General features: G+C 71.3%; 10 protein-coding genes. 5 read left to right on the forward strand and 5 right to left on the reverse strand.

The genetic code is table 11. From position 1 onward, the window contains the following. Window positions 1-402 precede the first annotated feature (402 nt). Both IFU11_RS09790 and IFU11_RS09795 read right to left on the reverse strand, forming a co-directional pair. Window positions 403-723, reverse strand: coding sequence for a hypothetical protein (locus tag IFU11_RS09790; RefSeq protein WP_192018811.1), 321 nt, complete (start codon window positions 721-723; stop codon window positions 403-405). Between the two features lie 247 nt (window positions 724-970). After that, window positions 971-1,576: a TrmH family RNA methyltransferase gene (locus IFU11_RS09795; RefSeq protein ID WP_124770109.1), complete on the reverse strand. Its 606-nt coding sequence runs from the start codon at window positions 1,574-1,576 to the stop codon at window positions 971-973. Window positions 1,577-1,746: 170 nt separating this feature from the next. Between IFU11_RS09795 and IFU11_RS09800 the strand changes: the two genes are divergently transcribed. Further along, window positions 1,747-2,544, forward strand: coding sequence for an HAD-IIA family hydrolase (locus tag IFU11_RS09800; RefSeq protein WP_192018812.1), 798 nt, complete (start codon window positions 1,747-1,749; stop codon window positions 2,542-2,544). A 62-nt stretch (window positions 2,545-2,606) separates the two neighbouring features. Next, entirely contained in the window at window positions 2,607-3,647 is a 1,041-nt protein-coding gene (locus IFU11_RS09805; RefSeq protein ID WP_192018813.1) for a zinc-dependent alcohol dehydrogenase family protein, read from the forward strand. A gap of 24 nt (window positions 3,648-3,671) precedes the next feature. On the opposite strand, the gene IFU11_RS09810 is transcribed toward IFU11_RS09805, so the two are convergent. The 3 genes from IFU11_RS09810 to IFU11_RS09820 all read right to left on the reverse strand — a co-directional run bounded on the left by IFU11_RS09810 (window position 3,672) and on the right by IFU11_RS09820 (window position 9,585). Further along, window positions 3,672-7,319, reverse strand: coding sequence for a hypothetical protein (locus IFU11_RS09810; protein ID WP_192018814.1), 3,648 nt, complete (start codon window positions 7,317-7,319; stop codon window positions 3,672-3,674). Next, entirely contained in the window at window positions 7,319-7,867 is a 549-nt protein-coding gene (gene pyrE, locus IFU11_RS09815) for an orotate phosphoribosyltransferase (RefSeq protein ID WP_175116436.1), read from the reverse strand. The genes IFU11_RS09810 and pyrE overlap by 1 nt, the downstream gene beginning before the upstream one ends. 161 nt (window positions 7,868-8,028) lie before the next feature. Next, the gene (locus IFU11_RS09820; RefSeq protein ID WP_192018815.1) at window positions 8,029-9,585 is read right to left on the reverse strand and encodes an amino acid permease; all 1,557 of its coding nucleotides are present in this window, start codon (window positions 9,583-9,585) and stop codon (window positions 8,029-8,031) included. A 239-nt stretch (window positions 9,586-9,824) separates the two neighbouring features. On the opposite strand from IFU11_RS09820, the gene IFU11_RS09825 reads away from it, so the two are divergent. The 3 genes from IFU11_RS09825 to IFU11_RS09835 are packed head-to-tail and all read left to right on the forward strand — an operon-like array spanning window position 9,825 to window position 13,376. After that, window positions 9,825-11,192, forward strand: coding sequence for a glutamine synthetase family protein (locus tag IFU11_RS09825; RefSeq protein ID WP_079704999.1), 1,368 nt, complete (start codon window positions 9,825-9,827; stop codon window positions 11,190-11,192). Further along, entirely contained in the window at window positions 11,179-12,015 is an 837-nt protein-coding gene (locus IFU11_RS09830; protein WP_191940441.1) for a gamma-glutamyl-gamma-aminobutyrate hydrolase family protein, read from the forward strand. The genes IFU11_RS09825 and IFU11_RS09830 overlap by 14 nt, the downstream gene beginning before the upstream one ends. Then, window positions 12,012-13,376 carry an aldehyde dehydrogenase family protein gene (locus tag IFU11_RS09835; RefSeq protein ID WP_137242375.1) on the forward strand — a complete coding sequence of 455 codons (1,365 nt, stop codon included), beginning with the start codon at window positions 12,012-12,014 and terminating at the stop codon, window positions 13,374-13,376. The genes IFU11_RS09830 and IFU11_RS09835 overlap by 4 nt, the downstream gene beginning before the upstream one ends. Window positions 13,377-13,386 lie beyond the last annotated feature (10 nt).

Genomic DNA, 13,386 nt, shown 5'->3' on the forward strand with positions numbered 1-13,386 from the left:
CAGGAGCGTCGTCCTCGGGTGGGACGACGCTCCGGCGCGTGTGGTCCGCCTGCTGCGTGCGACGCCCTTTCGGGTCGGGCATCGTTCGACGTCGGCGTCTGAGCGCCGCGTCGATCCGGGTTCGGGTCCGCCCGACAGCGTTGCACTCCCTTGAGTGATCGACCGGAGGCGCGATCATGACGCGGAACGCGGCAGATTCTCTGGAACGTCGTCGAGCCAGCGGACGGACCGGCCGTCGTCCGTGGCGGAGACCCCGCCGTCGTACCCCGGAAACACCGGAGGCCGCCGGGAGTGGGGGGACTCCCGGCGGCCACCGGTGCGACGGAACGGGCGCGTTCCGTCTAGAGCAGCTGAGCGACGTGGTTCGGGCCACGGCGATCAGCTGCGGGTGCAGCGCGCTGATCAGCTGGAGAGCAGCGACGCCTCCTCGCGCTGTTCGGCGAGCATCCGACGACGAGTCGCGAACGCGGCTCCGGCTCCCCAGATGAGGAGCGACGCGAACAACGCACCGGCCGGAGCGATGAGCTCGCTCGAACCGGTCTGTGTTGCACTGATCGAGCTCGACGCCTCGTCGACCCGGGCGTCGGCCTGAGCCGGCGCGGCGACGCCGACGATGAGGGCGACCGCGAGGGCTGCCGGGACGGCGAGCGCGGCGATGCCACGGACCTTGGACGGGTGGGTTCCTCGTTCGGGCGAGGCTCCCAGGGCAGAACGGTGCGTCATCTTCGATTCATCCTTCGGGTGACCGCCGATTCGCACCGCACGGATTCGGGTCCGTGCGGTGGCCCTCGGTGGCTTCGGGTGCCGGAGGGATTCGGGTTCAGCGGTGGAGTGTTGCTCCGCTAGACAGTATGCCGGGCGGTGTCGGCACTTTGGGGGACCGCGGGGTCAATTGAGGGAATCTTGAGGTGTTCCTGAGGTAGGCGCAGCGCTGCCGTTGGAAACCACCCGCGGACGGGGGCCAACCCGATCAGGATGCGTCGAAGGAGACGTGCTGCATGACCCAGGCGTGCATCGCGACGGCCGCTGCCGCGGACGCGTTGATCGATCTCGTCGACCCGAACTGGGTGATCTCGAGCACCGCATCGGCCGCGGCGAGCGCCTCCGGTGAGAGCCCCGGCCCCTCCTGTCCGAAGAGGAGGAGGCACCGCTCGGGAAGCCTGAACGTCTCGATCGGAACCGATCCCGGCACGTTGTCGATCGCGATGATCGGCAGCTCGGCCGCCGACGCCCAGGCGACGAGCGCCGCGACGTCGACGTGGTGCTCGACGTGCTGGTAGCGGTCGGTCACCATGGCTCCACGTTTGTTCCAGCGACGGCGTCCGACGATGTGGACGGTGTCGGCGGCGAACGCGTTGGCGGTGCGCACGATCGACCCGATGTTCATGTCGTGCTGCCAGTTCTCGATGGCGACGTGGAACGGGTGGCGGTGGTCGTCGATGTCGGCGACGATGGCCTCCATCGACCAGTACCGGTAGCGGTCGACGACGTTCCGGGTGTCGCCGTCGCGCAGCAGCGCGGGGTCGTACCACGGGTCGTCCGGCCACTCCCCCTGCCACGGACCGACGCCAGCCATCGGGCTCTCGGCCTGATCGGGACCGGCGACCGGGTCGTCCGGGTGGAGCGGGGTCTCTGGCACCAGCCAACCCTACCCGCGCCGTGCCACACTGGAGGTCCGGGCCCGACGCCGCGCCACCCCCGCGGCGCAGCGCTCGCGCAGCCCGCACGGAGCACCTGGAGGAACGCATGTCACGACGCGACGAGGTCGAATGCTGGCTCACCGACATGGACGGCGTGCTCGTCCATGAGAACCACGCCCTCCCTGGTGCCGCTGCGCTCCTGCAGCAGTGGCAGGACCAGCGGACGCCCTTCCTGGTACTCACCAACAACTCGATCTTCACCCCGCGCGACCTGAGCGCCCGACTGCGTGCCTCCGGGCTCGACGTGCCCGAGGAGTTCATCTGGACTTCCGCACTCGCGACGGCCGCCTTCCTGGCCGAGCAGGAGCCGGGCGGCTCGGCGTTCGTCATCGGGGAGGCCGGGATCACCACGGCCATCCACGAGGCCGGCTTCACCATGACGGAGACGAACCCCGACTACGTGGTCGTCGGCGAGACCCGCAACTACTCGTTCGAGGCCATCACGAAGGCGATCCGTCTCATCGCCGGCGGCGCGCGCTTCATCGTGACCAACCCGGACGCGACCGGACCGAGCAAGGACGGCCCGCTTCCGGCGACCGGCGCCATCGCGGCCCTCATCACGAAGGCCACCGGCATGGAGCCGTACGTCGTCGGCAAGCCGAACCCGATGATGTTCCGATCGGCGCTCAACAAGATCGGCGCCCACTCGGAGAACACCGGCATGATCGGCGACCGCATGGACACCGACATCGTCGCGGGCATCGAGGCCGGTCTCCACACGATCCTCGTGCTCACGGGCATCAGCGACGAGGCCGAGATCAACCGCTACCCGTTCCGTCCGAACGAGATCCTGAGTGGCGTCATCGACCTCGTGAAGGCCGAGCCCGTCGAGGTCGAGATCTAGGCCCCCCCCGCCACCACCAGCCACACCGATCCACTCCGCCCCGCCACGCACCGAGGACTTCCATGCGCGCCGTCGTCTACGACCAGTTCACCGCCGAGCCCGAGGTCCGCGACGTCGCGGATCCGGTGCCGTCCGACGCCGGCGTCGTGGTGCGTGTGGAGACCACGGGGCTCTGCCGGAGCGATGCGCACGGCTGGCTCGGGCACGATGACGGCATCGCCCTCCCCCACGTGCCCGGTCACGAACTCGTCGGGCGCATCCACGCCGTCGGCCCCGCCGTCGAGCGGTTCCGCGTGGGCGACCGCGTCACGGTGCCCTTCGTGTGCGCGTGCGGACGCTGCGCCCAGTGCCTCGCCGGGAACGGGCAGGTCTGCCCGAACCAGACGCAGCCGGGCTTCACCCACTGGGGGTCCTACGCGGAGCTCGTCGCCCTGCACGACGCCGACGTCAACCTCATCCCGGTGCCCGAGTCCCTCGACGCCGGCGCCGCCGCCCTCCTCGGGTGCCGCTTCGCGACGGCCTTCCGCGGGCTCGTCCACCGCGCCGGGCTCCGCAGCGGGGAGCGCCTGCTCGTCGTCGGCTGCGGCGGCGTGGGGCTGAGCGCGGCCATGATCGGCGTCGCGCTCGGTGCCGAGGTCATCGGCGTCGACATCGACGCCTCTGCCCTGGCGCGCGCGACGTCGATCGGCGTCACGCACACGATCGACTCGAGCGGGCTCGACGAGGACGCCGTCCTCACGCGCATCGCCGAAGCCGCGCCGGCGGGCGTGCAGGTGTCGGTCGAAGCCCTCGGGCGTGAGTCCACGATGCGCCTCAGCCTCCTGGCACTGGCGCCGATGGGCCGTCAGGTGCAGATCGGGCTGTTCTCGAGCGAACCGACACTCCCGCTGCCGCGCATCATCTCGCAGGAGCTGTCACTCCACGGCAGCCACGGCATGCCGGCGTCCGACTACTCGGAGCTGCTCGACCTCGTCGCGAGCGGTGCGCTGCGCCCGCAGGACCTCATCGAACACCGCATCGGCCTCGACGAGGCACCGGCAGCACTCGTCGCCCTGGCGTCCGGCGACCGCTCGACGGGCGTGACCGTCATCGACGTCGCCTGACCCGCGACCGCGTCAGGTGCGTCGTCAGACGGTGTCCGGGGCTCCGGCCGTCGACCACCCTGCGGACACGCTCGGCATCGTGGCGTCTGCAGCCGCACCGGCCGCGTTCGCGGCACCGACGAGCGTTCCGAAGTAGAACGCGAGCAGGAGCAGGACCGCGGCACCCAGGCCGACGACCGCCCAGAGCAGCGCCTTCGGGATGCCCTGATCCGCATGCTCTCCGCGGTATTCGGGGAGATCGCGGTCGGGAGCGGACTGCGTGGCCTGAGGCGGCAAGGTGGCGCCGACGATGCCCGCAGCCGCGGCCGGGGTCGTGAGCGCGCTCGCGCCGTCGAGTTCCGGGAACGCGACCGTCTCGCCGGGCAGTGCGGCCGGGGCCGACTGCGGCACGTTCGCGACCGGCCCCTGCGAGGGGACGGCTGCGGCGTGTGCGCCGAAGACGGACACCGAAGCGGGGACCACGGGTGTGGGCGCGGTGTTCGAGGCGACATCAGGCTCGGCCACCGTGGAGGTGTGCGGAGCACTGTCGTCGGCTCCGGCAGCGTGGGCGCCGTTTCGTCGTGACCCGCCGATGTCGTCGTCGGGGTCAGTATCGTCGACATCGGTACCGTCGGCGGCGACGAGGCCTGGGATGGGGGCGAGCGGGAGATCGGGGTCGGCGATCGCGTCGGCCTGGAGCGACCAGCCGCCCTCGGCGGCGAAGGCGTCGGCGAGTGACCGTGCCGAGGCCGCCTCCGCCGTGGCGGTGGCGTCCGGCTGATCGGACGGCTCGGACGGGGCGACCGTGGCCGTGCCGTCGGCCTGCTCGGTGTCGGCGAGCGGCGTGGCAGCCGGCTCACCGTCGGTCGCGGCGTCATCGGCCGGGGCGACCTGGACCGCATCCGTCTCGGGTCCGAGGTCGAACAGCGACTCGAGCCGCAGCTCCTCGCTGACCGGCTCGGGCTCGCCGACCGGCTCAGGGTCGATCGAGCCCTCGTCAGCGAGTGGGGCATCCGACGCGGCCGCATCCGTGGCGGGATCGGTCGCGTCGTCGGCGACGGCCCCGTTCGGCACGAACGACGGAAGCGGTGTGACGCCCGCCGCAGCGAGTGGGACGGCGTCGAACTCGACGATCTCCTCGTCGAACTCGTCGTCGAGCTCCTCCGGGTCGACGGCGAACGCCGGGGTCTCTGGAGCAGGAGTATCGATGACGGGGGTCGGTGCCGTCTCGGGAGCGGAGTCGGCGTCGCGGTCGGCCGAGGTCTCCGTGTCGTCGGAGTCGGCGCCCGAGCCGAGGCCGGAAGCGGCACCGGCAGCGGTTGCGGCCCCTGCGGCGGCGAGGCCACCGGCCGCGACGGCTGCGTCGAACCCACCGAGCGACAGCGTCGGGAAGAGGTCGACCGTGTCGTTCGCGGCGGGGACGATCGGTGCGGCGTCCGGCGCGGAGCTGTCGGTGTCGGTCGCGTCGTCGGTCCAGCTGGCGAACTCGTCGCCGGGTCCGTCGACGAGCGGGCGACCGAGCGTGACGGCGGCGAGGCCCGGAGCGAAGGGCTGGACGTCGCCGGCGATGAACGCGGCATCGGGCACCTCGCCCTCGAGCGCGAGCTCCGAGGGGGACTCCGCACTCACGGCTGACGACTCGGCGCCCTCCCACTCCACCGGCGGAACCGGGATGGGCTGGGTCGTGGGAGCCGCGTGTACGAGCGGGTCGAGGGCGTCGTTCGGCGCGAGGTCCCACACGAATGGCGCGGTGCCGAAGGGGCTGACGGTGGGCTCGGGTTGCACGCCGTCGAGGGAGATGAGCTCCGTGATGGAACGCTCGGCCTTCGGGGTCGGCGGGCCGAAGGCCGGGGGGACGTCGGCGGTGTCGGTCGCGTCGTCGTCGGCCGGCGCATCGTCACGGCCGGGCTCGGCGTCGGTGTCGGGTGTCGGCGCCGGAGGAACGGCTGCTGCTGCGGCTGCGGCACCCGCCAGGGCCGAGAAGCCCGGACCGCCGAGGCTGTCGAACGGCCGCGTCTCATCGAGCGGCTCGGCATCGTCGTCGGGGACCGTCTCGGGCCACGGGACGTCGGCTGGTGAGGTCGGCTCCGCTGCGCTCGCGGGCGACGCCGCTGCGACCGTGTCCCAGCGGAACGGTGCCGCGGGGGTGATCGGCTCGGAGGCGACGACGCCGTCGGACGCGGACTCGGGGTCCGACTCGGCGGTCGGCTGGACCGGCTCGCTCGCGGTCGGAGACGTCGCCTCATCGGTGGTGGCGACGGCGACGGACTCCTCGGCGGTGTCGAACTGCTGGGGCGCCTCGTCGACCGGCTCCGCGTGCGGTTCCTCGGACGGCTGCTCCTCCGGTGCCGCCGGCGCGGCGCCGAACGTCGCACCGAACGGTTCCGTCAACCAGGCCAGCGGATCCGTGCGCGGTGCGGAGGCCTCGGCAGTCGCCGGCTCGGCGGTCCAGACGTCGTCGGTAGCTGCTTCGTCGTCCGGGGCTTCGTCGAGTGCGGTGTCGGCGGGCGCCGAAGCATCGATCGTCGTGTCACGGACCTCGACGGTCTCGCCACCGAGGACGTCGTCGCCGAACGTCTCGGAGAGACTCCAGGAGCCCTCCGGGAGATCGTCGTCCTGCGCCTCGGTGTCGGGCGTCGTCGCGGGACCGGACGGCACATCGTGGTCCGCCGCAGTGGGCGTCGGCGTCACCGGCGGGGCGGTGGGCGGCAGCGGTGCGGCGGGCGTGCCTCCGGCGGGCGTCGAGGTGGAGGTCGTCGCGGCGGTCTCTTCCGCTTCGACCGCGGCCCAGGCCGCCGGGTCGTCGGCTGCGAGTGCTCGGGCCGTGGGCAGGACGGCCGTCGAGACGTCCTCCGGGGCCACTGGAGCGGCGTCGGTGTCGTCGCTGCCGCCGAGGCTCCAGGGCTCGTCGTCGACTGGTGGCAGGACGACCGGGTTCGTGGGCGCGGGCCGGAAGGTGCCGGCGGGCGCGTGCTGGAGGACGGAGTCGGTGTCGACCGTCAGCTCGTTGCGGGCGGGCGGGACCGGCGATGCCGGGGCAGGGGTCGGCGGGACGACCGGGAGCTCGAGGGCGTTCGGGTGCCGCAGACCCTCCGACCGGACGGGAGCTTCCTCGGGCATCGGGTCGGCCGGGGCTGCAGGCGTGGTGGGTGCGGCGGGCTCCGCGCTGGGTGCATCCGGCGTCTGCGGTGCGGGGACCGGTGTCGGGTCGTCGGCCGGGTTCGGCACCTGGCTCTGCCACCAGGCGAGGAGTTCGGCCTCGCTCGCGAACTCACCGGGAGCGGTGGCCGGGGCGGCGGGGGTCGGCTCGGCGGCAGCGGGCGTCTGCTCGACGGGAGCGGGCACCGGCTCGACCGGAGCAGGCGTCGGCTCAGCGGCCGTCGGGGTCGCGGGCGCATCCGGCACGGAGGGCACGGACCACTGGGGTTCGGCCGGGACCGGCGTGGGCACGGGTGAAGCAGCGGCCTGGGCATCGGTGTCGCCGACGACCGGGAGGACGCGCGTCCGGTCGTCGTCGTCAGCGGGCACTGGAGCGACGGCTGCCGATGGCTGCTCGTCGACCGCGTCGGTGGTGGGCTGCGTCTCGATCGCCTCCGTGTCGTCGGCGTCGAGCTGCGAGAGCAGCCAGTCGGTTCCGTCCGCGGGTTCGTCCGGCAGCCCGGCCCCGCCGCGTCCGGTTCCGTCGCTGGACATCAGACGAGTCCCAGGTCTTCCAGGCCGATCGCGGCCAGGTACTGGTAGCCCGCGGCCTCGATGATCTCGCGGGCGCCGGTCGCGCGGTCGACGACGACGGCGACGGCGACCACCTCGGCTCCCACCTTCTCGAGCGCTTCGGCCGCCTTGAGCGGCGACCCACCGGTGGTCGAGGTGTCCTCGAGCACGATCACACGCTTGCCCTGGAGGTCGGGGCCCTCGACCTGCTTGCCGCGGCCGTGGTCCTTCGGCTCCTTGCGGACGACGAACGCGTCGTAGGTGAGTCCGCGCGCGGCACCCTGGTGCAGGATCGCGGCGGCCACCGGGTCGGCACCCATGGTGAGGCCACCGACCGCGAAGACGTCGGGGACGTCGGCGATGAGGTCGATCATGACCTGCCCGATGAGGGGCGCGACGCGGTGGTCGAGACTCACCTTGCGGAGGTCGACGTAGTACGTCGCCTTCTTGCCGCTCGTCAGGGTGAAGTCACCGTGGAACACGGCTTCCGCCGAGATGTGGTCAATGAGCTGAGCTCGTGCGTCCGTCACGCCGACGAGTCTACAAGCTGTGACCCCCATCGCCGCAGTCGCCCGGATGGGGGCGGTCCGCGTCACCGAGGCAGGAGAGCCCCGGCGTGTCGGGCACGACTCGCCGGGGCTCGGGACGCGACGCCGCCACCGGTCTGCGTCGGGGCGGCTGCGTCCGGGGGTCAACGCGCGGTGCCGGAGCCCGGGTCCTCGGGACGGTCGGCTGCGAGCAACTCCGCCTCGGTGGCGCCGCCGTAGCCCTCCGTCTCCGGGTCGCCGTGCAGGCCGCCCGAGACCGCGTACTCCTCCTCCGGTGACATGACGAGCCGGTGGCGACCCCAGACCGCGAAGGCGACCAGCATGACGACGTAGACGACGACGATCGCGATGATCGCCGGGAGGAACGTCGGGTTGAGCAGGAAGCCGACGAAGATGAGCGCGGCGATGACGGCTGCGATGACCGCCCCCGGCACACCCCACGGGCTGACGTAGGGCCGCTTGGCGTTCGGGAACTTCTTCCGCAGCAGCAGGAACGCGATCATCTGCATGAGATACGCGAGCACCGCGCCCCAGACAGCGATGTTCAGCACGATCGCCCCGGCGACGCCGCCTGATCCGCCGGCCGCGTCGACGATGAGCAACGCGATGAACCCGATGATCGCCCCGGCCACGAGGGCCACCCACGGCGTCTGCCGCTTGCCGGTGAGCGAGAGGAACCGCGGGTAGTACCCGGCGCGGGACAGCGAGTACATGTTGCGACCGTAGGCGAACATGATGCCCTGCAACGAGGCGAGGAGCCCGATGAGGGCGAAGAGGGCGAGCACCGCCGCCGCGCCGTCACCGACGATGGCCCGGAAGCCGTCGAGCAGGGGCTCCCCTGCCGTCCCGGTCGCCTCGGCACCGATGACGCCGGTGTTGAGGAAGAGGACGAGGAGGCCGGTCACGATGAGCGTGCCACGAGCCCAGAACCCGGCCTTCGGGATGTCGCGCACCGGGTTGTGGGACTCCTCCGCCGCGAGCGGCAGCTCCTCGATGCCGAGGAAGAACCACATCGCGAAGGGCAGGGCGAACAGGATGGGGAGGACGCCGTGCGGCAGGAACTCGGTCTGGCCCGCGTCGGGGGCGATGTCGAACAGGTTGGCCCAGGCGAACTGTCCGGAGAAGATCGCCATCGCGGAGAAGACGAGCAGGATGCCGATGGAGATGATCGAGACCACGATGGCGAAGCGGAAGGAGATGCTCGCTCCCGCGGAGTTCAGCGCGATGAACGCGACGTACAGGATCGCCCACCACACGGGCGACGGCATGGAGAAGCCGAGCAGCTCGCTCGTGATGGCGTCGGCGTAGGAGGCCGAGAAGTACACGATCACGGCCGTGGTCGCGAGGTACTCGATGGTCTCCGCGAGGCCGGTCACGAACCCGCCGAGTGGTCCCATCGCCGCTCTCGCGAAGGAGTAGGCCCCGCCGGTGTGCGGCATCGCCGCGGCCATCTCCCCGATCGAGAAGATCATGCCGTAGTACATCGCGACGAGGATGACGAAGGCGATGAGCATGCCGCCGAACCCGGCGAAGTCGATGCCGAAGTTCCAGCCGGAGAAGTCGCCGGAGATGACCGCCGCGACGGCGAGACCCCAGAGGCCCCACACCCCGGCGGACCGCTTCAGGCTGCGTTTCTCGAAGTACCCCTCGCCGGCCGCGGTGTAGGTCACCCCGGAGATCTTGCGCGTGTCGTCAGCCATCGATGCGTCCTGTCGCTCGGGTTGCGCGCTCGTCGGGCTCGCACAACGTCCTCAGATTCGGTTGGCCCGACTCTAGGACCTGCAATGGTCGCGTGTACATACCTTTGTGGGGAAATCCATCTCGGAAATGCTTCGATCCGCTGGAGGTGCTGTGATGTAATGGTCGGGTTCGCGACCTTTCAGTTCTCCATCGAGGCAGAACGCCGACGACGGGTCCCCCGGATCAACGAGGAGCTGCCATGCACCCACGCTCAGGAAACCTGACGCTCGAGGAGCTCACGACGGCCGTCGCCGCGCGCGAGATCGACACCGTGATCCTCGCGTTCACCGACATGCAGGGCCGACTCGTCGGCAAGCGCGTCTCGGCCCGCCTCTTCGTCGAGGACGTCGCCGAGCACGGGGCGGAGTGCTGCAACTACCTGCTCGCGGTCGACGTCGAGATGAACACGGTCGACGGCTACGCGATGTCGAGTTGGGAGCGCGGCTACGGCGACATGGCGATGATCCCCGACTTCTCCACGCTCCGCCGCGTGCCCTGGCTGCCGGGCACGGCCCTCGTCACCGCCGACCTCCAGTGGCTCGACGACGCCCCGGTGGTCGCTTCGCCCCGCCAGATCCTCATCGCCCAGCTCGAGCGGCTCGCCGAACGCGGCCTCGTCCCGTTCGTCGGCACGGAGCTCGAGTTCCTCGTCTTCGACGACACCTTCCGGGAGGCCTGGGCGAAGGACTACACGAAGCTGACCCCCGCCACCGACTACAACATCGACTACGCGATCCTCGCCTCGACCCGCATGGAGCCTCTGCTGCGCGACATCCGCAACGCCATGGACGGCGCCGGTATGTACTGCGAGGGCGTCAAGGGCGAATGCAACCTCGGGCAGCAGGAGATCGCGTTCCGCTACGACCACGCCCTCGTCACCTGCGACAACCACTCGATCTACAAGAACGGGGCGAAGGAGATCGCCGACGCCCACGGCAAGAGCCTCACCTTCATGGCGAAGTTCGACGAGCGCGAGGGCAACAGCTGCCACATCCACATCAGCCTTCGCGGCGAGGACGGTTCGGCCGTGTTCGCGGACCCCGACGCGCCCGACGGCATGTCGAAGCTCTTCCGGCACTTCCTGGCCGGGCAGCTCGCCGCGATGCGCGAGCTGACGATGTTCTTCGCCCCGAACATCAACTCCTACAAGCGCTACGTCGACGGCAGCTTCGCCCCGACGGCCGTCGCCTGGGGACACGACAACCGCACCTGTTCACTCCGGGTCGTCGGCCGGGGGCTCGGCATGCGCGTCGAGAACCGGGTGCCGGGCGGCGACGTCAACCAGTACCTCGCCGTCGCCGCGCTCATCGCCGCCGGACTGCACGGCATCGAGAACGAACTGGAGCTCGAGGACCCGACCAGCGGCAACGCCTACACGGGCGGTGCGCCCCGCGTCCCGACGTCGCTCCGGGAGGCGGCCGAGCTCTTCTCGCAGTCGACGATCGCCCGCGAGGCCTTCGGTGACGAGGTCGTCGACCACTACCTGAACTTCGCGAAGGTGGAACTCGCCGCCTTCGACGCCGCGGTGACGGACTGGGAGCGGGTGCGCGGCTTTGAACGCCTCTGACCCGAACGTCCCAGCGACCGACCCGCCCGTCTCGAGCGCTCCACTCATCGGCATCACGACCTACCTCGAACAGGCCCAGACCGGGGTGTGGGACGTCCCGGCGTCCTTCCTCCCCAAGGTGTACCTCGACGCCGTGACGGATGCGGGTGGGATCGCGGTCCTCCTCCCACCCCAGCCCGTCACCCGTGCCGTGGCCGCATCCGTGCTGGCCCGCCTCGACGGCCTCATCGTCTCGGGTGGCGCCGACGTCGACCCCGGCCTGTACGGTCAGGTCGCCCACCCGCGCACGGGTCGGCCACGGACCGACCGGGACGCCTGGGAGGAGGCGCTGCTCACGGCGGCGATCGACGCCGAGCTGCCGTTCCTCGGCATCTGCCGTGGCGCGCAACTGCTGAACGTCGCGCTCGGCGGGACGCTCGTCCAGCACCTCCCCGACCTCGTCGGCGACGACTCCTTCCAGCCCGGCGAGGGCGTCTTCGGGCCGAAGACCGTCGCGATCGACGCCGACTCGCGACTGGCCGCGCTGCTCCGGCAGGACGACGACGAGCTCGACGTGCACGTCTACCACCACCAGTCGATCGACCGCGTCGCCGACGGGCTCGTCGTCACCGCTCGCACCGAGGAGGGCGTCATCGAGGCGGTCGAGCTGCCGACGGTCCCCTTCGGTCTCGCCGTGCAGTGGCACCCCGAGGAGGAGACGGCCGACCGGCGTCTCTTCGCCGGGCTCGTGGACGCCGCGCGTCGACACCGCGACGCCGGGACCACCGCAGGACGCAGCACCAGCACCACACCCGGCACCGAGAGCAGGAGCACCACACCGTGAGCTACACGATCCTCAATCCGGCGAACGAACACGTCGTCACGACCGTCGAGCACCTCGACCTCGCCGAGACGGACGCCGCCATCGCCCGCGCCGCCGTCGCCCAGCGGTCCTGGGCGGCCGTCAGCCCCGCCGACCGCGCCCAGGCGCTCCGCCGCTTCGCCGCATCGGTCGACGCCGACCGCGAGCACCTCGCGAGCCTCGAGGTCGTCAATTCGGGCCACCCCATCACCCAGGCGCGGTGGGAGGCCGGTCACGTCCGCGACGTGCTCGAGTACTACTCGGCGTCACCCGAACGGCTCTTCGGTCAGCAGATCCCCGTCGCGGGCGGCATCGACCTCACCTTCCACGAACCGCTCGGCGTCGTCGGCATCATCACCCCGTGGAACTTCCCGATGACGATCGCCGCCTGGGGGTTCGCGCCGGCGCTCGCGGCGGGGAACGCCGTGGTCCTGAAGCCCGCGGAGTGGACGCCGCTGACGAGCATCCGCCTCGGGGAACTCGCCCTCGAATCCGGCCTGCCCGAGGGCCTGTTCCAGGTGTTGCCGGGCCGCGGATCGGTCGTCGGCGAGCGCTTCGTCACGAACGAGACCGTCCGGAAGGTCGTCTTCACCGGGTCGACCGCCGTCGGCAAGCGCATCATGGCCGGCGCAGCCGAGCAGGTGAAGCGGGTCACCCTCGAACTCGGCGGCAAGAGCGCCAACATCGTGTTCGCAGACGCCGACCTCGAACGCGCGGCCGCCGCCGCCCCCTACGGCGTCTTCGAGAACGCTGGCCAGGACTGCTGCGCCCGGAGCCGGATCCTCGTGCAGCGGAGCGTGTACGAGCGGTTCATGGAGCTGTTGGAGCCGGCCGTGCAGGGTGTGGTCGTCGGCGATCCGAACGACGAGGCCACCGAGATGGGGCCGCTCGTCTCCGCTCCGCATCTGGCCGCCGTGCGCTCGTACGTGCCCGAGGGCGCGCCGGTCGCCTTCACCGGGAGCGCCCCGGACGGCCCGGGGTACTGGTTCGCGCCGACCGTGCTGACGCCCGGTCGCGACGATCGCACCGTCCGAGAGGAGATCTTCGGTCCCGTCGTCGCCGTGCTGCCCTTCGAGGACGAGGCCGACGCCCTCACCCTCGCGAACGACACGGAGTACGGCCTCTCCGGCTCGATCTGGACCCGCGACATCGGCCGTGCGATGCGGGCAGCTCGAGCAGTGGAGTCGGGCAACCTGTCGGTCAACTCCCATTCCTCCGTCCGCTACTCCACCCCCTTCGGCGGGTTCAAGCAGTCGGGTCTCGGGCGCGAGCTCGGTCCCGACGCCCCGCTCGCCTTCACCGAGACGAAGAACGTCTTCCTCGCCGTCGACCCCGGTCCCTGAGCTTGTCGAA

The organism is Plantibacter sp. CFBP 8804 (assembly GCF_014841225.1).
Taxonomy (GTDB): Bacteria; Actinomycetota; Actinomycetes; order Actinomycetales; family Microbacteriaceae; genus Plantibacter; species Plantibacter auratus.

Bases quoted from the DNA above. Each gene is read 5' to 3' on its own strand.
- IFU11_RS09790 (WP_192018811.1), bottom strand. From the start codon at position 723: ATGACGCACCGTTCTGCCCTGGGAGCCTCGCCCGAACGAGGAACCCAC.
- IFU11_RS09795 (WP_124770109.1), bottom strand. From the start codon at position 1,576: ATGGCTGGCGTCGGTCCGTGGCAGGGGGAGTGGCCGGACGACCCGTGG.
- IFU11_RS09800 (WP_192018812.1), top strand. From the start codon at position 1,747: ATGTCACGACGCGACGAGGTCGAATGCTGGCTCACCGACATGGACGGC.
- IFU11_RS09805 (WP_192018813.1), top strand. From the start codon at position 2,607: ATGCGCGCCGTCGTCTACGACCAGTTCACCGCCGAGCCCGAGGTCCGC.
- IFU11_RS09810 (WP_192018814.1), bottom strand. From the start codon at position 7,319: ATGTCCAGCGACGGAACCGGACGCGGCGGGGCCGGGCTGCCGGACGAA.
- IFU11_RS09820 (WP_192018815.1), bottom strand. From the start codon at position 9,585: ATGGCTGACGACACGCGCAAGATCTCCGGGGTGACCTACACCGCGGCC.
- IFU11_RS09825 (WP_079704999.1), top strand. From the start codon at position 9,825: ATGCACCCACGCTCAGGAAACCTGACGCTCGAGGAGCTCACGACGGCC.